Origin of the sequence: Intestinimonas butyriciproducens (assembly GCF_004154955.1) — a bacterium.
Classification (GTDB): domain Bacteria; phylum Bacillota; class Clostridia; order Oscillospirales; family Oscillospiraceae; genus Intestinimonas; species Intestinimonas butyriciproducens.
On record NZ_CP011524.1, the window covers coordinates 1,968,513 to 1,989,315 of the forward strand.

Annotated in this window: 23 protein-coding genes; 4 read left to right on the top strand and 19 right to left on the bottom strand. The window is 59.8% G+C overall.

What is annotated here, in order from left to right; translation table 11 throughout:
- Positions 1 to 204: 204 nt before the first annotated feature.
- The 7 genes from SRB521_RS09805 to SRB521_RS09835 form a co-directional block, all read right to left on the bottom strand.
- A complete protein-coding gene (locus tag SRB521_RS09805; RefSeq protein ID WP_116721775.1) occupies positions 205 to 1,110 on the bottom strand; it encodes a sensor histidine kinase in 906 nt (301 codons plus the stop codon).
- Between the two features lie 15 nt (positions 1,111 to 1,125).
- Positions 1,126 to 1,890 (bottom strand): hypothetical protein, encoded by a 765-nt coding sequence (locus SRB521_RS09810; protein WP_075703649.1) that lies wholly within the window; start codon positions 1,888 to 1,890, stop codon positions 1,126 to 1,128.
- A gap of 14 nt (positions 1,891 to 1,904) precedes the next feature.
- Positions 1,905 to 2,678, bottom strand: coding sequence for an ABC transporter permease (locus SRB521_RS09815; protein WP_058117528.1), 774 nt, complete (start codon positions 2,676 to 2,678; stop codon positions 1,905 to 1,907).
- Positions 2,671 to 3,594 carry an ATP-binding cassette domain-containing protein gene (locus SRB521_RS09820; RefSeq protein ID WP_075703648.1) on the bottom strand — a complete coding sequence of 308 codons (924 nt, stop codon included), beginning with the start codon at positions 3,592 to 3,594 and terminating at the stop codon, positions 2,671 to 2,673. The genes SRB521_RS09815 and SRB521_RS09820 overlap by 8 nt, the downstream gene beginning before the upstream one ends.
- A gap of 83 nt (positions 3,595 to 3,677) precedes the next feature.
- Positions 3,678 to 4,385 (bottom strand): response regulator transcription factor, encoded by a 708-nt coding sequence (locus SRB521_RS09825; protein ID WP_033118904.1) that lies wholly within the window; start codon positions 4,383 to 4,385, stop codon positions 3,678 to 3,680.
- 6 nt (positions 4,386 to 4,391) lie between these two features.
- Positions 4,392 to 6,023, bottom strand: coding sequence for an Rqc2 family fibronectin-binding protein (locus tag SRB521_RS09830; RefSeq protein ID WP_116721776.1), 1,632 nt, complete (start codon positions 6,021 to 6,023; stop codon positions 4,392 to 4,394).
- A 3-nt stretch (positions 6,024 to 6,026) separates the two neighbouring features.
- Positions 6,027 to 6,428, bottom strand: coding sequence for a Mini-ribonuclease 3 (locus tag SRB521_RS09835; RefSeq protein WP_033118902.1), 402 nt, complete (start codon positions 6,426 to 6,428; stop codon positions 6,027 to 6,029).
- Between the two features lie 97 nt (positions 6,429 to 6,525).
- Between SRB521_RS09835 and SRB521_RS09840 the strand changes: the two genes are divergently transcribed.
- Entirely contained in the window at positions 6,526 to 7,140 is a 615-nt protein-coding gene (locus SRB521_RS09840) for a superoxide dismutase (RefSeq protein WP_033118901.1), read from the top strand.
- A gap of 75 nt (positions 7,141 to 7,215) precedes the next feature.
- Here the strand turns inward: SRB521_RS09840 and SRB521_RS09845 are convergent, their stop codons facing one another.
- From SRB521_RS09845 to SRB521_RS09865, 5 genes are all read right to left on the bottom strand, one after another.
- Positions 7,216 to 7,725 (bottom strand): hypothetical protein, encoded by a 510-nt coding sequence (locus SRB521_RS09845; protein WP_058117523.1) that lies wholly within the window; start codon positions 7,723 to 7,725, stop codon positions 7,216 to 7,218.
- Entirely contained in the window at positions 7,725 to 8,117 is a 393-nt protein-coding gene (locus tag SRB521_RS09850) for a DUF4430 domain-containing protein (protein WP_058117522.1), read from the bottom strand. The genes SRB521_RS09845 and SRB521_RS09850 overlap by 1 nt, the downstream gene beginning before the upstream one ends.
- 93 nt (positions 8,118 to 8,210) lie before the next feature.
- Positions 8,211 to 8,465: a spore coat protein gene (locus tag SRB521_RS09855; RefSeq protein WP_033116304.1), complete on the bottom strand. Its 255-nt coding sequence runs from the start codon at positions 8,463 to 8,465 to the stop codon at positions 8,211 to 8,213.
- Between the two features lie 12 nt (positions 8,466 to 8,477).
- Entirely contained in the window at positions 8,478 to 8,663 is a 186-nt protein-coding gene (locus tag SRB521_RS09860; protein WP_033116305.1) for a hypothetical protein, read from the bottom strand.
- Positions 8,664 to 8,722: 59 nt separating this feature from the next.
- Entirely contained in the window at positions 8,723 to 9,268 is a 546-nt protein-coding gene (locus SRB521_RS09865; RefSeq protein ID WP_075703643.1) for a hypothetical protein, read from the bottom strand.
- 188 nt (positions 9,269 to 9,456) lie between these two features.
- Here SRB521_RS09865 and SRB521_RS09870 point away from each other — a divergent pair, with 188 nt between their 5' ends.
- The 3 genes from SRB521_RS09870 to SRB521_RS09880 all read left to right on the top strand — a co-directional run bounded on the left by SRB521_RS09870 (position 9,457) and on the right by SRB521_RS09880 (position 12,245).
- Positions 9,457 to 10,122: a hypothetical protein gene (locus tag SRB521_RS09870; RefSeq protein WP_052082359.1), complete on the top strand. Its 666-nt coding sequence runs from the start codon at positions 9,457 to 9,459 to the stop codon at positions 10,120 to 10,122.
- A 252-nt stretch (positions 10,123 to 10,374) separates the two neighbouring features.
- Positions 10,375 to 11,706, top strand: a complete 1,332-nt coding sequence (locus SRB521_RS09875; RefSeq protein WP_116721777.1) for an HD-GYP domain-containing protein — start codon at positions 10,375 to 10,377, stop codon at positions 11,704 to 11,706.
- Positions 11,700 to 12,245 (top strand): DUF5317 family protein, encoded by a 546-nt coding sequence (locus SRB521_RS09880; RefSeq protein WP_075703640.1) that lies wholly within the window; start codon positions 11,700 to 11,702, stop codon positions 12,243 to 12,245. The genes SRB521_RS09875 and SRB521_RS09880 overlap by 7 nt, the downstream gene beginning before the upstream one ends.
- A 49-nt stretch (positions 12,246 to 12,294) precedes the next feature.
- Here the strand turns inward: SRB521_RS09880 and SRB521_RS09885 are convergent, their stop codons facing one another.
- The 7 genes from SRB521_RS09885 to SRB521_RS09915 form a co-directional block, all read right to left on the bottom strand.
- A complete protein-coding gene (locus SRB521_RS09885) occupies positions 12,295 to 13,098 on the bottom strand; it encodes a Cof-type HAD-IIB family hydrolase (RefSeq protein ID WP_075703639.1) in 804 nt (267 codons plus the stop codon).
- Positions 13,095 to 14,648, bottom strand: coding sequence for an O-antigen ligase family protein (locus SRB521_RS09890; RefSeq protein WP_242976530.1), 1,554 nt, complete (start codon positions 14,646 to 14,648; stop codon positions 13,095 to 13,097). The genes SRB521_RS09885 and SRB521_RS09890 overlap by 4 nt, the downstream gene beginning before the upstream one ends.
- Positions 14,649 to 14,669: 21 nt before the next feature.
- A complete protein-coding gene (locus tag SRB521_RS09895) occupies positions 14,670 to 15,689 on the bottom strand; it encodes a glycosyltransferase family 2 protein (protein WP_116721778.1) in 1,020 nt (339 codons plus the stop codon).
- Between the two features lie 232 nt (positions 15,690 to 15,921).
- Positions 15,922 to 17,301: a DUF4340 domain-containing protein gene (locus tag SRB521_RS09900; protein WP_242976528.1), complete on the bottom strand. Its 1,380-nt coding sequence runs from the start codon at positions 17,299 to 17,301 to the stop codon at positions 15,922 to 15,924.
- Between the two features lie 16 nt (positions 17,302 to 17,317).
- Entirely contained in the window at positions 17,318 to 18,775 is a 1,458-nt protein-coding gene (locus SRB521_RS09905) for a GldG family protein (RefSeq protein WP_116721780.1), read from the bottom strand.
- The gene (locus SRB521_RS09910; RefSeq protein ID WP_116721781.1) at positions 18,775 to 19,638 is read right to left on the bottom strand and encodes an ABC transporter permease; all 864 of its coding nucleotides are present in this window, start codon (positions 19,636 to 19,638) and stop codon (positions 18,775 to 18,777) included. The genes SRB521_RS09905 and SRB521_RS09910 overlap by 1 nt, the downstream gene beginning before the upstream one ends.
- The gene (locus tag SRB521_RS09915) at positions 19,635 to 20,642 is read right to left on the bottom strand and encodes an ABC transporter ATP-binding protein (protein WP_116721782.1); all 1,008 of its coding nucleotides are present in this window, start codon (positions 20,640 to 20,642) and stop codon (positions 19,635 to 19,637) included. Before SRB521_RS09915 ends, SRB521_RS09910 begins: the two co-directional genes overlap by 4 nt.
- Between the last annotated feature and the right edge of the window lie 161 nt (positions 20,643 to 20,803).

A 20,803-nucleotide genomic window follows, 5' to 3' on the forward strand; every position in this document is an offset into this window, starting at 1 on the left:
AATCAATTTTTTTCCTTATCATAAATCAACAACTCTACTTTTGCAACACTTTAATCTGCTACGTTGTCAAAGTTTCTGTTTGTGACAAAAAGTGAGAAAGATCGGGGAATATTTTCAGCATATTCTCTTGTTCCCCTAAAAGCCTCTGGTTTTTCAGCGCAAAAAGGGGCGGCTCTTACAACAAAGAGCCGCCCCTTTTTCCTTTCATTTGTCAACCTGCCCGCCTGTTTTCCAGTATACCGTGATAAAGAACATGCCGTCGTGCAGCTCCGCCGTTACCCGGTGTCCCATTCGCTCCACCAGGGCCTTCACAATGGCCAGTCCCAGGCCGGTGGACTGGCCGGTGCGCATCTTGTCCGCGGTAAAGAACCGGTCAAACACGTGCTGGACATCCTCTTCCGTCAGCCCGGAGGTGTCGTTGGCAAAGACAGAGAGCAGCTCGCTCCCCTCCCGGCGGAGGCGGATATCCATGCGCGTTTGGCCATGCTCCAGGGCGTTGCGGATCAGGTTGGTAAAGACCCGCAGCACCCCCGCGGGGTCTGCCATCACGGCGGGCAGGTTCTCCGCCAGCTCCACAGTGGTCTCAAACCCGGCCTCCTCGAAGTCGTTATAAAACTCTGCCGCCAGCTCGCTGAGGATGTGATAGAGGTCCACCTTCTCCCTGGAGAGCGGGTACTCTCCCCCCTCCAGCCGGGAGAGCTCGTAGAAGCTGGTGATCAGGCTCTGGAGGCTTTTGGCCCGCCCCCTGACGATCTCCAGATACTCCCCTCGCTCCTCCTGCGTGAGGCTATCCCCCTCCAAAAGCTGGAGATAGCCCAAAATAGAGGTGAGCGGCGTGCGGAGGTCGTGAGAGATGTTGGATATCTGCTGCCGGATGGCCCGCTCCTGCCTGCGGTGCTCCGCCGCGTCGTCCTGACGGAGCCGCAGCAGCGCGTTGATAGAGGCCAGGAGTTCTTCGGCGGCCCGATTGGGCGCCGCCATCCGCACCGGCGCGCCCGGCAGCTCCCGGAGCTGCCTGGCACAGGAGCGGATGTCCTTCTCCAGCGTATAGAGCCGCAGGCCCAGCGCCGCGCACAGCGCGGCAAGCAGCAGGGCGGCTGTTATGAGCATATTTCGACCTCCTTGTCACCGGATCTCCCTCCGCCGGAACAGGACCAGCCCCACAGCCGAGGTGAGGAGCAGCCACAAAAGGCCCGTGATCCAGCTCTCAAGGACCCCCGGCGGCACGGCCTCAGTGCCGTAAGTGAAAAAGCCGCTTGTGAGGAGGTAGGGCCGCACCGCCTCCGCCACCGAGTTGATCAGCAGCCCCAAAGGCCCCAGGCCGTGGATTTGTGCCGCACTCAGAAACAGCTCCCCGAAGGTGAGATATCCATAATAGACCACCGCGCCCAGACCGCTGCTGCGCAGGGAAAAGCACAGAAGATGAGCAAGTCCCACCGCCCCAATATACCGCGGAAACGCCGACAGTGTCCCCGTCAGCAGCCCTGCCCAGGCAAGGAGAAGGCGGTCCGGCTGGATCTGCCGGTGCTCCGAGAGCGGGAATCCCACTGCGAAAAAGACGGCCGCTGTCAGTAGGAACAGCACAGTACCCGCCAGCAGAGCGGAGCAGAGCTTGCCCAGATAGATGCGGCCCCAAGGCAGGCCGTAGGACACCTCATTGCGCAGCGTCCCCAAGCGCCTGGCCTCCCCGTCTGCCAGAGCGGCCAGGGGATAGCCGAGATAGAGCCCTATCACCAGGAAATCGCGGAAGCCCTCCATGGTCTGATGCAGGGGCGCGCCCGTCCAGGACAGGGCCACAACGCCCACCAAGAGCAGGTAGGCCGCGCACCAGATCAGATCCAGCCGCCGCCGGGTCATCCGCCAGAGCTCGGCGCTGAGATAGTTGAGCACGGCGGTTCACCCCCTTAGCTGATTTCCCTTTTTCGAAAGGTCAGGACGCCTGCGGCGGTGGTCGCCAGGAACCATCCGATCCCCACGGCCCAGGCCCAGCCCACCACAGACCAGTCGCCGATGCGGTCCATAATGCCCTCCAGCGGAGTGGTGAGCAGGATATCATGCAGCCGCAGCAGCAGTTCCCCCGCCATCGGGGAGGGCACTCTCACGACCAGGGCCAGGAGCGCGATGATCTGTCCCATCAGGGCCACCACGCCTACGGCGATGAGGCTGGCCGCAGTACTGCTCTTCAAGAGGAAAAAGCACATGTAAAAGAGCGCCTGGGCGCCCAGCCACACAGGCAGGGCCGCCAGCAGGGCAAAGCCCACACACTTCAGCGCCTCCAGCCAGGCCCCGTCTCCCGGCAGCAGAACTTTGCACAGAAGGCCGTACCAGAGTAGGATCACCACACAAGACGCCAGAGAGACCAGACAGCCCACCGCCAGCTTGCCCAGATAAATTCGGGCTCTGGGGATGCCGTATGCCACTTCATTTTTCAGCGTATTGAATTTATACTGGTCGGAAAAGACCATATCCGTGGTAATGGCGGAGGCATAATAGCCCATGGTCAGCAGATACAGCACCATGGTAAAACCAGTTGAGGCGGACATGTTCGTCATATCGCCGTTCATCCACGCCCACATGCACACCAGCAGCGCCTCCAGCCCTCCCACGATGAGGAGAAACCCCCACAGGTATTTTCTGTGGGTGACCTTGTAGACCTCTGCCCGAATATAATCAACCATGGCGGACGCCTCCGATCAGGCTCAGGAAATAGTCCTCCAGGGTGGTGTTTTTGTTCTCCGCACTGAACAGGGCCACGTCGGCCTCCACCAGCGCCGCCGTCACATCCTGCGGGCGGTCGAGGAAATGATAGAGCCGCAGGATATTCCCCGGCAGCACCTCATAGTCCCGAGTCCCCAGCCGCTGCTCCAGTACCAGCGCGGCCCGGGAGGCGTCGTCGACGGTGAGCTGAAGGCAGGCCCGGCACTTTTCGCTCAGCCGTCCGACCGAGACCTGCTCCAACATTCTCCCCTGGTCGAGGAAGCCGTAATGCGTGGCGATATTGGACAGCTCGGAGAGGATATGGCTTGAGATGAGGATGGTGGTCTCCCGCTGGCGGTTGAGCTCCAGCAGGATGCTGCGGAACTCCACGATGCCCTCCGGATCCAAGCCGTTGATGGGCTCGTCGAGCAGCAGCAGATCCGGATGGTTCATCAGGGCCAGCGCCAGCCCCAGGCGCTGCTTCATCCCCAGGGAGAACTGCTTGAACTTCTTTTTGCCGGCGTCGTGGAGGCCCACCTGCTCCAGAGCGCGGTCCACACAGGCCTCCCCGGGGATCCCCCTCTGGCGGCGGTAATACTCCAGGTTCTCCCGCGCCGTCAGATAGGGGTAAAAGCTGGGGATCTCCACCATGGCCCCGACCCGGGCCCGGGCGGCGGAGATCCCCTTCTCATCGGTCTCTCCGAAGAGCTCGATCTCCCCGGAGGTGGGCACGGTCTGGGCGGTCAGCATGCGGATGATCGTGGTCTTGCCCGCGCCGTTGCGCCCCACCAGGCCGTAGATCTGCCCTTTTTCGATATAGAGGTCCACGCCCTCCACCGCCGCAGCGCCGCCGTACTTTTTGGTCAGTGCGCGGGTCACCAGTATGGGTTCCGACATATGGCATCAGCCTTTCTATTTTGGGATCATGATGCCAGTATAGGGGACAGTCAACAAATCCCCCTAAATGAAAGGTGAAGAAATCATAAAGTTTCCTGCTGATCGTTCATTTTGAACCCGATCCCCCAGACCGTCTTGATATATTCCCGGTCCGAGGCCTTCGCCAGCTTGGAGCGGAGATTGGAAATATGGACGTTCACCGTGTTGTCGTCCCCGAAATATTCCCCGCCCCAGACATTTTCATAGAGCTGTTCCCGGGTGTACACCTTCTTGGGGTGGGACATCAGCAGCGCCAGGATCTCAAACTCCCGCGCGGTGAGAGGGACCTCCTTCCCCGCTGCCGTCACCCGGACGGACTCCCGGTCCAGGACCAGGTCCGCGTGGGTCAGCAGCCCCTGTCCGCTTCCCGCCGGAGCGGAGAACTGCTTATAGCGCCGGAGCTGCGCCTCTACCCTAGCCAGTACCTCGGCATTGTCGAAAGGCTTGGGAATGAAGTCGTCCGCCCCCAACCGCAGCACGTTGACCCGGTCCTCCAGCCCCGCCTTGGCGGAGAGGACCAGGATCGGCATCGTCTTTTTCTTCCGCATCTGGGCGATGAACTCCTCCCCGGTAAGGCCGGGGAGCATCAGGTCCAGCAGCACCAGATCATAATCATACTGCTCCGCCCACAGTACGGCCTCGCTGCCGGAGAAAGCGGGGCGTACGTCGTAGCCCCCGTCGGTGAGGATACGGCACAGCAGGCGGTTGATGTCCTGGTCGTCCTCCACCACTAAAATATGATACATATCCATTTTACCCTATTTCACCCGCAGCTTTTTTGCCAATTCTCCGTCCGGGTCCACATAGGCGGTCTGATAGGTGGTATATACCACCATTCCCGGCCTGGCCCCGGCGGGTTTTTTCACGTATTTCACCGGCGTATAGTCCACCGGCACTTTCTTCCCCCCTCTGGCCTGAGAAAACCAAGCTGCGAGGACAGACGCCTCCTCCACGCTCTTGGCGTCGGGCACCTGCCCGCCGGTCCAGAGAATCACATGGGAGCCGTGGATCTTTTGCGTATGGAGCCACAGATCGCCCTTCCCCGCCTGCTTGGTGGTAAGGGCGTCGTTTTGCGTATTGTTCTTTCCCACGGAGATACGAAGCCCTGCGGTGGACCGGAACTCCATGGGCTTGGCGGCCGTTTTCATACGGGACGCCGCCTTGGCGCTCCGGCGGAGATATCCCGTGTCTGTGAGCTCTTGCCGGATCTCCATCAGATCCCGCTCGCCCTCCGCCAGCGCAACGGCCTCCAGAACGCTGTCCAGATATTCCAGCTCCCGGCGCCCCTTCTCGATCTGTTCTCCCAGCACCACTTCCGCCGTTTTGGCCTTGTTGTACTCTTTGTAGTATTTCGCCGCATTCTGCTGGGGCGTCAGCAGCGGGTCCAGCGGAATCTCCGTCTCCCTGCCCTCCGGGTCATAATAATCGGTGAGGCAGGCCGACTTCATCCCCTTTCGCAGCGCATAGAAGTTACTGGTGAGGATATCTCCCAATTCCCGCTTGCGCTCCCGGTCCCGAGTGGCCTCCCGCTCGATCTCCTGCTGCCCTACACGGCGCTCCACCCGCTCTCTGACCCGTTTCACGGCCTTCAGCAGCTCCTGGCCCCGCTGACCTACCCTCTCCGCCGTGCCCCGGGCGGCATAAAAGTCGTCCAGCAGCCGGGAGAAGGTCTCGTACCGCCTCAGCTGCGTACCTGGGCCATACTGCAAAATGGGGAGGAAGCTGAAGTCCACGCCCTTACCGTCCCGCAGCAGGAGGTAAGGCACATATCCTTCCGCCCCCACGGCCTCCCGCAGGCGCTCCGCCTTTTCCTGCAGGGACTCGTTTCGACTCTCCCCGTCGGAGCGAAAGTCCAGCTCCCGCTCCAGGAGGGGGGACAACCCCGGGTGCGGCTCCGGCAGATGATAAAACAGGCCCGGCATCACGCCGCGCTGCCCGGTGGTGACATCCCCCTCCACCCGGCGGATGCAGTCCAGGATCCGTCCCTCTGCGTCCAGCAGGATCAGATTGGCCCGGCGGCCCATGGCCTCCAGCACCAAGGTCCGGGGTACACGGTCCCCCAGCTCGTCCACCACTTCCAGGCGCAGGAGAACGATGCGCTCCAGCTCCGGCTGCTCCAGCGCCAGGATGCGCCCTCCGGTGAGGTGCTTGCGCAGCAGCATGCAAAACATGGGGGGCTGTGCGGGATTTTCCCGCACCTCTTTGGTGAGGTGCATCCGTGGGCCGTTGGGGCTTGCGGAGAGAAGTAGCTTTACATTCTCCCCCGCTCCCCGGATGGCCATGACCACCTCATCCCGGCTGGGTTGGTAGATCTTGTCGATCTTCCCCCCCTCCAGGGTCCTCCTCAGTTCCTCCACCACGGCGGTGAGGCAAATCGCGTCCAGGGCCATGCGTCACTCCCCCATCATCAGGGTGAAGAGGGCATTGAGGCGCTCCGTCTTCCCCTGGAGATACAGATATCCGAACAGCGCCTCCACCGCCGTGGCGGTCTGGTACTCCTCCCGGCTGGCGGCCCTGGGAATGGAGTGGGGGTTGGTATTCCGGCCACGACGGAACACATCCGCCTCTTCCTCTGTAAGGATCGGCAGGATTTTTTCCGCCATGGCGGCCTGGGCCGGTGCAGCCACAAAGTGGACCGTGGCCCGGTGGAGCCCTTTGGAGGTGGCTTTCCCGTGAAGGCACAGCCAGGAGCGCACCATCAGCTCGTAGACCCCGTCTCCCAGATGGGCAAGGCCCAGATTGCTGATCGCCCGAATCTCATCCGGTGCGGCGTTCAGATGAAAATAATCTGTCATGGTATTTTCTCCAGTAAAATAGAAATCATAGTAGATATAAGGTAGTATACTGCAAACCCAGGGAAAACACAATCATCTGAAAAAAGGAGTCTTTACCATGCCCTATCCTTTCGAGCTGCGCCCCCTGCCCTTCAGCTATACCGCGCTCTCGCCCGAGATCAGCGAAACCACCCTCCACTTTCACCATGACAAGCACCTGCAAGCCTATGTGGACAATCTGAACAAGGCGCTCACCGACTGCCCGGAGCTGCAGCGGCTGTCCCTGGAGGAGCTCTTGCAGACCCTGGACCAAATCCCCGAGCCCAAGCGCACCGCCATCCGCAACAACGGGGGCGGCGTGTATAACCACTACCTCTATTTCGACTGCATGGGCGGTAAGGGCGGGCACCCCTGCGGTCCGCTGGCCCAGGCCATGGACCGTGCCTTCGGCTCTTATGAGGAGTGGAAGCTCCGTATGAAGGAGGCCGCTATGGGGCAATTCGGCTCCGGCTATGCCTGGCTCGTCTGCGGCAACGGCGGCGGGCTCTCCGTTGTCAAGACCCCCAACCAAGACTGCCCCATCACCCAGGGGCAGTGGCCCCTCCTGTGCATTGACGTCTGGGAACACGCCTATTACCTGGACTATCAGAATCGACGGGCAGACTATGTGGATGCCTGGTTCGATCTCATCAAGTGGGATTTTGTACAAAATAGATACGACGCCAGGGGCTGAGGAAGCAAAGGGGGCCGCGGGATATCCCGCGGCCCCCCGCTTTGCACGGCGTCTCTTCCCGCGCGCAGACGTACTTCACTGAGCCGCTTGTTCCCAAAGCCGCTCCAGAAGCCTCCGACAAGGCGCAAACAGGAAAAAGGCAATGACAAAATTGCTGACACAGTGCAGCACGTCGAAAGGAATCCCTGCCACCCAGGTGACGGCGAACATCCGGAACCCTCCCACAGGCAGATAGACCAGCGCACACAGCGCCCCAAAGGCCAGGCCAAAGCCGCCGGACAGGATGGCCCAGCCCAGGCGGGAGTCCATCTTTCTCAGGGTCCAGGCCAAGACAGCCAGCACCGCCCACACATATAAGTAGCTGATGACCCAGGTACCAGCCCCCCAGATCAGCATTTCCAGCACGACAAAGACACAAAGGATGTAGGCCACTGCTCCGCCGAATACCACTGTATATACCATGACCAGCAGAGACACCGCTTCCACATTGGGAAGCGCCGCCATCGCCACCTGGAGCCCCACCAGAATCGCGCCCAGCAAGGCGAAGAGCACCAGCCTCCCGGTGCTCAAACGCATCCCCTTCATCAGTAAGTCAGCAGGGAGAGTCCATACTGTTCCCCGTCTGCGATCACAGTGCTGTCCGCACTGGTGGGCAGTTCCTCTCCGTCTCTGGTGATACACCACCATGTCCGGTCCTCATCGGAGGCCGTCTCGCCGTCCACCGTCCTGATATAGAGGCCATAGGCCCCCTCCTCTCCGGATACCAGCCCCTCCTGCTCCCGCAGCGCGTCGCCCAAGTGTTCGGCCGCAGTGCGCAGTACGACGGTCTTCGTGCTCTGATCCCCGTGGGTGATCTCCACCGTGATGGTTTTCTCACCCGCCACAGGCCTGGGTGCGAATGTCCGATAGATCATCAGCAGCACCACGGCGGCAATGACCAGCGCCGCCAGCCCCAAAAGCAGCTTTTTATTTTTCAATACGGACTCCCCTTTTCGCGTTTTTCTCAGTTTATCATATTTCACCCATACAGGCAATCAAAAAGGGGACCGCCGCAGCGGTCCCCCTGGCTTTTACTGGGGCTTCTGATTCTGGAACTTGGCGGCGGCCTGCTGGACCTTACTGGCTGCGGCGGGCTCTACCTGATACCAGCCCTTGGACTGGGCTTTCTGGAAGAGGTCGCTCTGGATCATGTGCTCCTCATGCAGGATGCGGAGAAAGTCGTCCCGCAGCTTGACGTTGACGCACTCAGAGGCAAAGGTATCATAGTTTCCGGTCATCTTTTTCTCCGTGAGGATGAGGTCGGTGATGCGCTCCTGATCGTTCATGGGGTGTCCTCCTTAGTTTAGATAGGTCAGCAGGCAGTCATAGTTCTGCTTGTGCTTTTCCGCATACTGCCGGAAGCAGGTCTTCAGATCCTGCTCCGTGCACTCCTGCTCCGCGGCCTGATATTTGCAGCACAGGACCTTTTCAAAGCCCAGCTGGTCCTCCAGCGCGGACAGTTCTTTACTGGTGAGATTTGCCATTCCGGATACCTCCTTTATCAAGATTGCATCCACAGTATGCCCTTGAAAAGGAACGCTATTCATGTTTCCCGCAGGATGGGCCGGCCACGCCTGTCAAAAGAAAAGAGCACGAAGCGCCTGCCCCCAAAACCCTCGATGCGCCCCAGACAGAAGAGCTCCGGAAAGGGAAATTCCCGTTCCGGTTCAAACGGACATGCCAGTGTGAGTTCCTCCCCCTCCCGTCGGCACAGGATCCGTCCCAGCCGGGAAGCCGACTGCCGGAGCGTCCGCTCCCCCAGCTCCAGCCCGTCCCCCTCCTCCCAAACCCAACCCTGTGGAGGCGTCTCCTCGCCCCGAAAGGAAAACGCCAGTTCAGCCGCGCCGCCCAGAACCGGCCAGGCTCCTCGGCGGCGCAGCTCGTCCAGTGAGAAGGTGCGGCGGACCAAAAGTCTCCCATTCTCCGGCGTCATCGTGCCGAGAAGGACGCTGCCGCCCCGGCCCCGCAAGTAGGCTTTGTACAGTCCCCGGCCGTCGTCGGGACGCTCCGCCGCAATGGACGCCCTGGGCCCCTCCTCCCGGACGGACAGCGCTCCCACCCCCCCGTCCAGCGCAAAGCGCTGCTCCATGCCGAGCCCCCCTTTCTTCCCCACCATTCTATGCAGGTCACAGGAAAGTTTTTCCTCACCGAATTTGTGGACATAATATCCCTTTTTCTATTGCATGACTTGGTCGAACTCTGTATAATAAGGTTTGTTCTTGTTTATGACAAGCTGATAATTATTTTATAGTCCATCTTAACATTGGAGGGGAAGGCATGAGCGCACAGATCCATGAAGACTCCCGCACGCTGGCCTGGAAAGAGCTGGTTACTCAGCTCCCCGGTATATTGGGCGTGGAGTTCAGTCTGGAAAACGGTGCGATCCGAGAGGTCCATATTCTCTCCGATCAGTCCCGCAATCCCAAGCAGATCGTCCGCGATGTGCAGTCCGCCATGTTGGCCCGCTTTCAGGTGGAGCTGGACCATCGCGTCATCAGCGTGGCCCAGGTCCCCGGCGCCATCGCCGGCAGCCGGGGGCGGCTGATCTGTGACCGGCTGGAGCTCACCACGGGGCGGGACGGTTCCTCCGCCGCTGTTCACCTTCTGCTGGAGGACAAGGTCTTTATCGGTAAGGCCAAATGTGATCTCACCACCACGGGGCGGCTGCGTTCCATCGCCCTGGCCACCGTGGATGCTCTCAACCAGCTCCCCGCTCCCGGCAGCTCTTTCTCGGTGGAGGAAGTTCGCTCCACCGCACTGGGCGAACACCAGGCCATGCTGGTGGGACTGCTTTTGAAATCCGGCGGTAAGACGGAGGCGCTTCTCGGCGCCTGCTATGAGGGAGAGGATTCCAATTTTTCCGTGGTCATGGCCACGCTGGACGCTGTAAACCGGCGTCTTCCCACATTGCCCCGGGCGGATTCCACCTTTCGGAACGCCTGAGCGGCTTCTTTTTGAGCGAAGCGGATATAGCCTGTCTCTAGCGGTTGACAGAGTACTGTCACAGGAGGCTGTATTCGATGAAAAAGGCGAAGTTCATGATGGCCCTTACTTCCCTGGTTTCCCTGATCCTGGCCGGCGGCGCTTACTTCAACATCCGCTGACCGCGCACCCCCATTATCCGCCGCGAGAGTCGGGCAGCCGGTAGCGGCCGGCTGCCCCCTCCCCCGGCGCCCTGCTTTACAGGAGGCACCTATGCGTTCTGTCATAAAGTGGTATATGATTCTTATCGGCGCCCTCGGCCTCGTCATCAGTCTCTCTTCCGCAAGGCGCTTTTTCTTTTTCCGCGCGCAGCCATGGACCGGCCATGAGATCGGTGTTTTTGTCGCGCTGACCCTGCTGTGCTGGGTCTGCTGCTGTCTCCCTCTCTATGTGCGTGACGACTGTACCGTGGATCTCTCCTTCATCAGTGTGCTGGCCTCTATCCTGGTCATGGGCCCCGAGGCCGCCATCGTCATCAATCTGATCACCTATCCGCTGGTGGTCGTCCCTGCTCCCGACGGCAAGGGATACAGCCATATTCTCAACACCTCGCCTGTCAAAACACTCTTTAATTTGGGCAATCACAGTATCTCCTACGCCATCGCCGGGCTTGCCTATTATGCCGCCGACGGCATCCCCGGAGATATCGTTCTCCCCGACGTGCTGCTTCCGGCGGCCCTCTTTATCGTGCTCTCCATGGCGGCCAACGTGGTGGTCATCATGGTCTATTACATGATCAGTCAGAACATGAAGCCGTTCCCCACCGTCTTTCTCATGTTTGGAGGTCTGGTCCCCAGCATCGTCTGCTCCGCGCCCATCGGCTACTTTCTGGCCATGCTGCTGGGCATGCAGAACGGAGCCTGGCTGGCCCTGCTCTTCATGCTGCCCGTCCTCCTGGCCCGGTATTCCTTCAAGCTCTATCTCGACGGCCAGCGGCAGCAGTACAGCATCGTAAAAGCCTTTGCCGCCGCGCTGGAGGCCAAGGATACGTATACCTTGGGCCATTCCAGCCGGGTAGCCGCCTATACGGTCCGCATCGCTCAGGCGATGAAGCTCCCTGAAAAACGCATTCGTCTGCTCTCCGATGCCGCGCTGTTCCACGACATCGGCAAAATCGGCGTCCCCGACTCGATTTTGCAGAAGCCGGGGGCCCTCACGCCCGAGGAGCGGGCGATCATCCAGCGTCACCCCCAGCAGGGCGTGGATATCCTGCGCAATATCGACGCCTATCAGGAGCTCATCCCCTTGATCCTTCACCACCATGAGTTCTACGACGGACGCGGATATCCCGATGGCACCGCCGGAGATCAGGTGCCGCTGGAGGTCTATATCCTGGGGGCGGCGGACGCCTATGACGCCATCACCAGCGACCGCCCCTACCGCAAGGGCCGCACCCCCGCCCAAGCGGCAGAGATTCTGCGGTCCGAGGCCGGCAAGCAGTTCCACCCCCAAGTGGCTGAAGTGGTGGCAGGCATGAGCGAGCGGGGCGAGCTTGCACTGGAGGGGGACGCTCCGGTTCCCGAGGAGGCGGGTTCCGCATGCTGACGGCCGCCGTGCTCTGCTCTCTGGCGGTCGGCTGGTGTACAGGAGGCCGGCTGAGCCGCTTTGAGCGCGCCGGAGTGCGGGCGCTCCTGCTTCCGGTGGCCGCTCTGCTGCTGCAAGGCGCACTGCCTCTTCTTCCCTCCCTTGCCACCCTGCTGGTGGCGCTCTCCTATCTTCTTCTGCTGCTCTTCGTCTTTCTCAATCGGCACCTTCACAAAACCGCGATCTTTGCAGGTCTGGGCGGATTCTGCAACGCTCTGGTCATCTTTTCCAACCATTTTCGCATGCCGGTTTCCTCCCGCGCGTTGTCCCAGCTCTCTCCCGAAGGGGTCTCCTCCCTTCTGAACGGTGATATCCCCATGTACTGCCTCGCCGGACCGGACACCCGTTTCCTCTTTTTAGGCGACATACTCCACTGCCCACTCCCTTTGATCGGAGGGTTTGCCAGTCTGGGCGATATTCTGCTGGCCATTGGCGTGTTTTTCTGCATCCTGAAGCTGATGGGGCCCGTCAGGCTCCCCGGCTGGATGGTCAGCGGCTGAACCGGAATCCAAAAGGACCGCGTACCATAATACTGGTACGCGGTCCTTTTCACGACTCAAAAAAACGCTCCAGACACATCTTTACTCCATGCTCCTCATTGGAGCAGACCGTCTCATCGGCCACTGCGCGCAGCTCGGGCGCGGCGTTGGACACCGCCACGCCCAGACCCGCCAGCCGGAGCATCTCCCGGTCGTTGGGGGCATCTCCAATGGCCACCGTTTCTGCCGGGTCAATACCTTTCATCTCCAGCAGTACCCGGAGGGCATTGCCCTTTGAGACGTCCCGCGGCAGGATCTCCAGATAGGTATCCTCGGAAAAGACCGTGCGGGCCAGGCCGGTGATGCGGGGGTCCATCCACGCCTGCACCGCGCGCATATAGTCGTGCGTCTCGGTCATCAGGGTCTTATTCCAGGGCTTGTAGGAATCCTCCACCGTTGCGGGCGCCGCCGGCCGCTGTTCCTTTGCGATCAGGTCCTCCACGTAGGTGTTGACCCGAAAGGCACAGAAACTGTCCAGCTTATAATAGGCCACCGCCCCCATCCTGGGAAACCGCTCCAGCGCTTCCGCCATCAGCGGATACACGTCCGGCGGAAGCGTCTCGCGGTAAAGGACCCTGTCGTGGTCGCTCAGGTCCACCACCTGTCCGCCGTTCCCCGTGATCACAGGCAGATTGATCCACGGCAGCAGCTCGGGAAAGACCCGGATGGCGGCGGGTGCGCGGCCGGTGGCCACGGTGAAGAGCCCGCCTCCCTCCACATGCCGTCGGATCGCCGCCAGATTTTCCGGGTCAAGCTGAGCCCGCTCATTGAGGAGGGTATGGTCCATATCGGAGACCAGAAGGCGCTTTCTCACAGGCGCGGCCCCCCCGGCTCCCCCTTTTGGGCGACGGCGCGGCGGGCCAGCTTGACGCCGGAGAGCATCACCGAAAAGACAAACCAAAAGATCACCATGACGCGGGGATAATTCCACAGGTAGTCGGCCAGACAGTCCACCAGGATGCCCGCCACGGCGGCGGCGGCGCCAATGGTGATGAGGCGCACCTCATGGGGGCAGTGGAGCCTTGCCGCCTTGGACGCTGCCTTGACCCCGGAGATCATGGTAGCCAAATAAGACACGATGCCAATGAGGCCGGTCTCCAGCCAGATCTGCAAATAAAGGTTGTGGGCGTGGACAAAGGGCGCCGTGCCGTGATAGAGGTTCAGGTCCTTGATGGCCAGCCGCACCGCATCGGTACCCAGCCCCGCGCCCCGGACAGGGCGTTCCCGGATCATCTCCAAAGCCGCCTGATACAGTGGGAAGCGGCTGGAGGTGGAGCTGTCCTTCAGGTTGAAAATCGTAAGGATCCGGTTGAAAATAGTGTCCGGCAGCATGGGAAGCGCCAGCAGGCCCAGGAGGATCAGCCCTGGGATCAGCTTCCGGTTCCACAGGAATACAAAGACCGCCGCCGACACCACCGCGCCGATCCAACTGGCTCTGGAATAGGTCATGCCCAAAGCCATGATACCCACACCCGCCGCGCACAGCGCCCCCAGGCGGCCCCAGACAGATTTGCTGCACAGCACCAGCGCCGCCGCCAGAGGAATGAGCATCACCAATACCTCGGCAAAGGCGTTTGGATTCTCAAAGACCGAGAACACCCGGCCCGGCATCCCCTCGTTGAGGAGGGGGTCCACATAGGAGTAGTTGACCTCCACCCCCTGGATACGCTGCACGATGCCATAGGCCCCGGTACAGAACATGGCCAGAGAGGCAAATCCCGCCAAGCGCTTGAGTTGACCCGGGCGCTCCACACTGCTTACTGTCACCGCCACGCAGAGCATACCGGTCAGATGGAAAAAGAGGAAGCGCAGGGACAGCGCCGAGGAATAGGACACCGGCCAGGCCAGACATACCGCCCCGGCAAAAATGACCGCATAGGGCCCTACGCTCTTGAGGTCCAGCCGCAGAGCCCGGCTGCGCATACCGCCCGCCAGGAAAAGCAGCGCCATGAGAACAAAGCCCATCAGGGAGTAGCGATTGTCCCAGTTGTCGTAGGGCACCACCATGACCGCCAGCATCAGCCAGCCGATGGCCGCCGGCGTCTGCTCCCCCGCCCCAAAGGCCATAAGGGCGCACACGCTGTTGTCGAATATCGGCCGGAACTTTCGGTAAGTCCAGTGCAGAAGCGCCGCCGGGAGATTGAGCAGCGTCTCCATTGCCCGGCAGATCAGGCTGTCCCGCCATGCCCTGGGGAGGACCCCCTCCCGGACCAGAAGGCTCATAACGGCGCTTGCGTGAAACCAGCGGGTCCACACGCGGGACACCCCCCGCAGGAACCTGGCCAGGCCGCTCTCCTCATACCAGCCGTATAACACATACCACAGCCGCAGCAGAAGTCCTCCCACCGCGCTGTTTTCCATCATCTCCAAGGGAAACGCCTCCTCTTACCGGTTCTTGAGACTGTACATCAGGGCCAGAGCCGTATACCACCGCCGGCACACCAGATTGGCGACGATCTGCTTATTCCGTCCCAGGCCCCGGGGCTTCAGCTTCCGGATCGCCTCCGCCATCTCGCTCTCCAGCGCATAGGCCGCCACCCTGCGCTTCTTCTCCTGCATGGTGGCCGGATTGCCGGCGGCAAATTCGTTGCCTATGGCGATGAGGAGCCCCGCCCAGCAGGTGCTCTCTCTCCACTCCGGATCGTCGTCGTCCAGCCCGTACCTGGCCGCCAGGGCGCTCTTATCCGCATAAAATTTTCGGAAGGTATCCATATAATCCGGGAGGTAATTCCGGGTCACGGAGGCCGGATTTTGCAGATAGTAGTACAGGGGCACATCCACCATTGCCAGCCTCCGGGAAAGGCAGAAGTATTCCATCAGAAACAGCTCGTCCTCCAGATAAGCGCCGGAAAAACGCAGGTCGTGCTCTGCGAGGATGGCCCTGGAAAAGAGGAAGCGCCAAATGTATCCGTTAAGGACCTCGCCCGGCTTTCCAAGGCGGCTGCCCAGAAGCCGGTCCACCACCCCCCTCCGGATCTCCTCCGAGCCGTACACCCCCGACGGCATGGCGCCGGGTTCAGCCCACTTCTCCCCGTCCGGACGCACATTCCAGTGGGCGCACCCCGCGGTATCGGCCTGCCCCGAACGGAGCGCATCCAGCAGGGTAGCGCACAGCTCGGGGGCGATCCAGTCGTCGGCATCCACAAAAAGAATGTGCTCCCCCGCCGCCGCCTGCATCCCCAGGTTCCGGGCGGAACTCACCCCGCCGTTGGGCTTATGGAACACCCGCACACGTCCGTCTCCGGCTGCGTATCGGTCACAGAGCCCTCCGCTTCCGTCCGGGGAGCCGTCGTCAATGAGGAGCAACTCCCAGTCCTGAAAAGTCTGTGCCAGTACGGACTCCACACATTTGGGGAGAACAGCTTCCGCCTTGTAGACGGGAACGATGATGGAAATGATGGGCATGAGGTTTCCTCCTCGCTTGCGCTCAATCCGAATCAGGACGCCGCAGCCGTTGCGTCCGTGTGCCGCGTCGATTGGTGATATTATATCGTTCTTTTCCCTGAAATGCAACAGCAGCTTCCGGGCCGACCGCGGGCATCCCCCGCGTAAACGGCAGAGAGCGGCTTCGGTCCGCACCAAAGCCGCTCTCTCAGGATGATCCGCGCCTATGCCTTCCGCCCGGCGCCGCGCGGGGTCAGTTCAAAACGATCTCATTGACAGCCTCTATCAAATCGACCACATCGGCTCTCGCCACCAGGGACACCGGCGTCCCATCCACCACCGCAAGGCAGTTCGTTCCGTCGTACCGGTACAGCTCGATCCGGACTTCTGGGTAGTTTTCATTGTCCAGATGGACGGTCAGGCCGATCTCCTTTTTCTGCGTTGGGCGTTCGTCTGTAAAGCTCTCGGCCTTGAGGGATTCCAGCGCGCTCTGGAGATCGCCGATCTCCAATTCCTCCCCCAAATAGGAGTAGGTGTGGCCGTCTCCGCTCCCTTCGGCAGTTATGCTGTATGCGGCCCCCTCCAGGGAGATATCGAGCTGCATGACGTCAGAAAAGTCTGCGGAGAGCACCTCAAGATGGCGGAGCGCGTCATAGGAGGCGTCCATCAGCGCCTTATATTCATTCGCTGTGATCCGGTAGACAATCCGGGAGTCTCCCACCCTTGCGTATGCCGTGATCTCCTCCTCGTCAGTACCTTCCTCCTGATCGGAGGCTTCTTCGGCGGCTTTTTGCTTCTCCGGGTCCCGGCTGATTTGGAGGGCAAAGGTCTGGGTGATCTCATTGCGCGCCTCGTCCTCATATGTGTAGTCCACCGTGACCGTGAGCTCCGGCGTATCCAGTCCGCAGGCCTCCAGCTCCTCCGCCGTGGCGTTGTAGGTCACATAATCGGTCAGGCTCAGTCCGCTGATTTTTTGCAGATAGGCATCTACTCTGGATGTATCAAGCGGCAGCAGGCTCCCCGCCCGTTCCGCAAAGTATACATCCTCCTCGCAGTAGGTGTTGCCGCTGTCCTCCTCATAGGTGATGCTGTACGATTCCGTACCGGCGAACCGGATCCCCGTCACTTTGTCAAAATCCGGCGTTTCATCGTGATCGATCATATCGCTGAGGCCGGCGTCAAAATAGTCCAGCGGATCATTCTGCACCAGATAGACGTTTCCGTCCCCAACGGAGACATACCGCTGCGAATCCATGCTGCTGTAATTGCCCAGCAGGATCTCCCAGGTCTCATCCGCCGTTGACAGGCGGATGGTGCAGATCGGTTTATCCAGGCCATACTGACCGTAATCCTCCACGTCTTCGATGATAAAGGAAACGCCGAAAGCCCGAAACAGTTCCAATCTCTCCTGCATCTTTTCCTCATCCACCGGGAATGCCGCATCCCCGTCATAAAGCCATGTGTCCTCTTTGTGGAACGCGAGTGTTTCGGACCCGTATTCCCAGGACAGTGTCTGCACAGCGTCGCTGTCGATCTCCAAAACGATGGCATCGCTGTTCCGGATCACCTCCTTATGCTCCTCATACCGAATGACGCCGAATGTCGCGGCACAGGCCGCAAGCAGAAGTCCCAACAGTATCAAGAGCCTCCTAGACCGTTTCACTCTGCATCCTCCTTCTCCTCAAAATCACGCCCATCCCAATCCCCAGATACAGGAGCGGGAACACACCGATCATCGCCACCTTCAAAAGGGAAGCCGTGGAATCCCGAATGGTCAGATAGTTATAGTTCAAGGATTTGCTGCGGATCGCCATCGCGTCGCTTTCGCCGACGAGGGAGGCGAGGGCATTCATGGTCAGGTCCACGTTTGCGCCGGAGGAATATGCATTGTACATATCCTCCAGGAAGCTGGAAGAGGAAAACCAGACCATGCCTCCTCCGCCGTCACAAGAGACAGATACGGCGACTGTAAACGGGCCGTCTATGTCGCCCTCTTCCTTTTCATACGTTGTAATGTCATACCCGTCCACCTTGCTGAACGAGGCGTCGGAAGTGGTGAGCAGTTCCGTTACAGTCGCGCCGACGGCAGAGCCGCTTACCGTCAGCGCCTGGGAGATGGGCATGATGGGATAATAGTGCTCCTCAATCAGCGAGTCCGTGATCTCGCTGCTGGACATATCCGGCAGGAGCACATAGGGCAACTGGAAAGCATAGTGCTCCCGGTCCGCCTCCACGACGACCCCCTCCTCTGTGCTTACGCCGTAATCCGCCAGAAGGCTGTAGAGATTTTCCAGAACCCCGCTTTCCGTGGGTCCGGCCATGACCAGCAATTTCCCACCGCCCGTCACATAATCGGCCAGCAGCTCCTTTTCCTCTGCGGAAATGTCGCTCTCCGGTCCATAAATTACTACGCAGTCGGCTTCCTCCGGCACTCCGTCCGCCGTCAGCAGCGAGAATGTGCTGCACTCCATGTTTTCCTTTTCGATCTGCTCACGGAAGGAAGCGGGAAGCTCCGCCTCCCCATGCCCTTCCAACAGGTACAGTTGGGGCTGCTCCTCGTTCACCACATAATCGATCGCGGAGGTGATGGACCCCTCTCCATCAAAGGAAGTATTATAGGAGTAGGAATACAGGTCCGCTTCCTGGAGGTAGATGTCATCGTATCCGATGAACCGGCTGCGTTCTCCGCACTCCACGACGAGGCTGTTGTTCGAAACGGTCTCATCCGTATATTGCTCGGCAAAGGTGGGGAAAACATCCGGATTCTTTTTGACGATTTCAATATGGTCAGAGAGGCTTTCATACTTGCTCAGCAGGTTCTCGATCACCTCATCCTCTTTGCCGGACTGTACGATCCAGTAGATCGTCACGTCCTCTTCCAGTGCGTTCACCACCACCTTTGTGTTGCTGGTGATGGAGTAGAGCTTTGAAGCGCTGATGTCATACTTGGTCATGGATGTGGGCAGAGCGGAGGCGAAAATATTCACCACAATCAGGAGAGCCAGCATGATGGCGGTGATCACGAGGGAATAGCCGCCCCCCCGAAAGGCAATTGTATGCTCTCTCGCCGGCTCTGAGGAGGAACTGCGTTTCAGATCTCTTCTCATCAATTATACCTCCTCTTCTCCAGCGACTGCACGGAAAGGAACAGGAAAAAGGCGATCACGCTCATATCATATACGATCGCCGTCAGATCAAAGGCGCCGTTTACAAATGTATTGAGTCGTGCAAACAGAGACAGTTTTTCCATGAGGTCCGGCAGCAGGCCCTCCAGAGCCGCCCCATCCAGCACATTCACAAGGATGAGCACGGCGGCCAAAGCAAAGCAGCAGCCACAGGCCAGGTTTTCATTTTTGGTCAGGTACCAGATCACGGCGCCCAGGGCAAGAATGAGGACGCCGAAGGCGATCACGGTCCCCATGGCCGTAGACGAGACATGCTCCGACAGCCTGACACTGTAATAATTCAAGAGGATCACCGCAATACCGATACCAGCCGCAAATCCCTGGTTGTCCGTCAGAGATGAAAGGAATATGCCCAGTGCGATCAGCGCGGCGCCCATCATAAAAAATGCGAAAATGGATCCGTATGAGGTTGCCAGATACACCTCGCCGAACTGTGCGAAGATCAGCGGATAAAAGGAAATGATACACAGCGGGATCAGGTAGATCACCAGAAGCGCCAGGTATTTCCCCACGATCACCTGAACGGTGGTGATCGGGAGGGAATACAACAGTTGATCGGTCTTCTGCCTGCGCTCCTCCGCAATGACACGCATCGTCAGAATGGGTACGATGACCGCAAGGACTATGCTGCAGAAGCTGAGGACAAACTCAAAATTGCTGACGGCGGCCTGGATATTGTAGAGCACAGCGCCGATGCCCACGAACACCAGCAGGAGCGCACCGAAAAGATAGGCGGTCAAAGAGTGGAAATAGGACCGCAGTTCGTGCTTCAAAACGGCAATCATTGCTCAGCCTCCTCGCTTTCTCCACATTCGGCGTCCGTTCCGGCATCTGACGCCGGGGCGCCCTGCCGGGCATTGTCCGTCAGTTCCAGGAAAATGTCCTCCAGATTTGCCTTTTTCAAGGTCATTTCCAGCAGGGCCTTTTTCTGTTCCGCGAATGCGAAAAATACCGCGCGGGATACCTCATAAATATCATCGTGTTCTGTTTTCAACCGGGCCATGACGTTGCCTGCGGCCTCCCGCTCGAGGTCCAGCCCCGTTATCCGGCCGACGCCGGAAAGGATATCCCTCACCTCCTGTTCGGTCGCCTCTGCGGTCAATGTGATCTCACTGGGCGCCAGCAGCCGCCGTTCCAGGTTGCCGGGCTCGTCAAAAGCCACCAGCTTTCCCTTTGCAATGATGAGGATCTGGTCGCAGATCATCTGGACCTCGGAGAGAATGTGGGAGCTGAAAACGACCGTGTGTTCCTGTCCAAGCTCCCTGATAAGATCGCGTATTTCGATGATCTGGATGGGGTCCAGCCCGACGGTCGGCTCATCGAGGATAATGACCTTCGGGTTTCCGAGCAACGCCTGGGCGATTCCGAGCCGCTGCTTATAGCCCTTGGAAAGGGCTGAAATCCGCCGGTTTTTTACCCCATCGATCCTTGTCTGTCCCACTACCCGGGTGATTTGCCGGTCGAGCTCTGCGCCGTGCAGGCCCTTTGCCTCCCCTACAAACCGCAGATACTCCAGTGGGGTCTCATTCATGTAGAGCGGGGGCTGCTCCGGGAGATAGCCGATGCGCTTTTTGGCCTTTTCCGCCTCTTCAAAAATATCATATCCATCGATCCTGACATGCCCCTCCGTCGCGGACAGGCACCCGGTCATAATATTCATAGTGGTGGACTTTCCCGCGCCGTTCGGTCCCAGGAAGCCGTAAACATGGCCCTCCTCGATCTCAAAGGAAAGGTCATCGACCGCCATGAAATCGCCGTAGTATTTTGTCAAGTGCTCAACTGTTATCATAGTCTGCCTCCTCGAACCTATGTTGGCCATCCCGCCGTCCGTCCCCGCCTGAAAAAGGCCGGCGCACCCGGACAGCGTTTTTCCCTTCCGCCGGTCCCATTGCCCGCGCGCAAACAAGGGCCAGTTCTATTGTAATCTCTTGCGCTGAAACGACGCTGAAG

Excerpts from the sequence above, each read along its gene's own strand:
- SRB521_RS09805 (WP_116721775.1), bottom strand. The coding sequence starts at position 1,110 with ATGCTCATAACAGCCGCCCTGCTGCTTGCCGCGCTGTGCGCGGCGCTG.
- SRB521_RS09815 (WP_058117528.1), bottom strand. The coding sequence starts at position 2,678 with ATGGTTGATTATATTCGGGCAGAGGTCTACAAGGTCACCCACAGAAAA.
- SRB521_RS09820 (WP_075703648.1), bottom strand. The coding sequence starts at position 3,594 with ATGTCGGAACCCATACTGGTGACCCGCGCACTGACCAAAAAGTACGGC.
- SRB521_RS09825 (WP_033118904.1), bottom strand. The coding sequence starts at position 4,385 with ATGGATATGTATCATATTTTAGTGGTGGAGGACGACCAGGACATCAAC.
- SRB521_RS09830 (WP_116721776.1), bottom strand. The coding sequence starts at position 6,023 with ATGGCCCTGGACGCGATTTGCCTCACCGCCGTGGTGGAGGAACTGAGG.
- SRB521_RS09835 (WP_033118902.1), bottom strand. The coding sequence starts at position 6,428 with ATGACAGATTATTTTCATCTGAACGCCGCACCGGATGAGATTCGGGCG.
- SRB521_RS09840 (WP_033118901.1), top strand. The coding sequence starts at position 6,526 with ATGCCCTATCCTTTCGAGCTGCGCCCCCTGCCCTTCAGCTATACCGCG.
- SRB521_RS09845 (WP_058117523.1), bottom strand. The coding sequence starts at position 7,725 with ATGAAGGGGATGCGTTTGAGCACCGGGAGGCTGGTGCTCTTCGCCTTG.
- SRB521_RS09855 (WP_033116304.1), bottom strand. The coding sequence starts at position 8,465 with ATGAACGATCAGGAGCGCATCACCGACCTCATCCTCACGGAGAAAAAG.
- SRB521_RS09860 (WP_033116305.1), bottom strand. The coding sequence starts at position 8,663 with ATGGCAAATCTCACCAGTAAAGAACTGTCCGCGCTGGAGGACCAGCTG.
- SRB521_RS09865 (WP_075703643.1), bottom strand. The coding sequence starts at position 9,268 with ATGGAGCAGCGCTTTGCGCTGGACGGGGGGGTGGGAGCGCTGTCCGTC.
- SRB521_RS09870 (WP_052082359.1), top strand. The coding sequence starts at position 9,457 with ATGAGCGCACAGATCCATGAAGACTCCCGCACGCTGGCCTGGAAAGAG.
- SRB521_RS09875 (WP_116721777.1), top strand. The coding sequence starts at position 10,375 with ATGCGTTCTGTCATAAAGTGGTATATGATTCTTATCGGCGCCCTCGGC.
- SRB521_RS09880 (WP_075703640.1), top strand. The coding sequence starts at position 11,700 with ATGCTGACGGCCGCCGTGCTCTGCTCTCTGGCGGTCGGCTGGTGTACA.
- SRB521_RS09890 (WP_242976530.1), bottom strand. The coding sequence starts at position 14,648 with ATGATGGAAAACAGCGCGGTGGGAGGACTTCTGCTGCGGCTGTGGTAT.
- SRB521_RS09895 (WP_116721778.1), bottom strand. The coding sequence starts at position 15,689 with ATGCCCATCATTTCCATCATCGTTCCCGTCTACAAGGCGGAAGCTGTT.
- SRB521_RS09905 (WP_116721780.1), bottom strand. The coding sequence starts at position 18,775 with ATGAGAAGAGATCTGAAACGCAGTTCCTCCTCAGAGCCGGCGAGAGAG.
- SRB521_RS09910 (WP_116721781.1), bottom strand. The coding sequence starts at position 19,638 with ATGATTGCCGTTTTGAAGCACGAACTGCGGTCCTATTTCCACTCTTTG.
- SRB521_RS09915 (WP_116721782.1), bottom strand. The coding sequence starts at position 20,642 with ATGATAACAGTTGAGCACTTGACAAAATACTACGGCGATTTCATGGCG.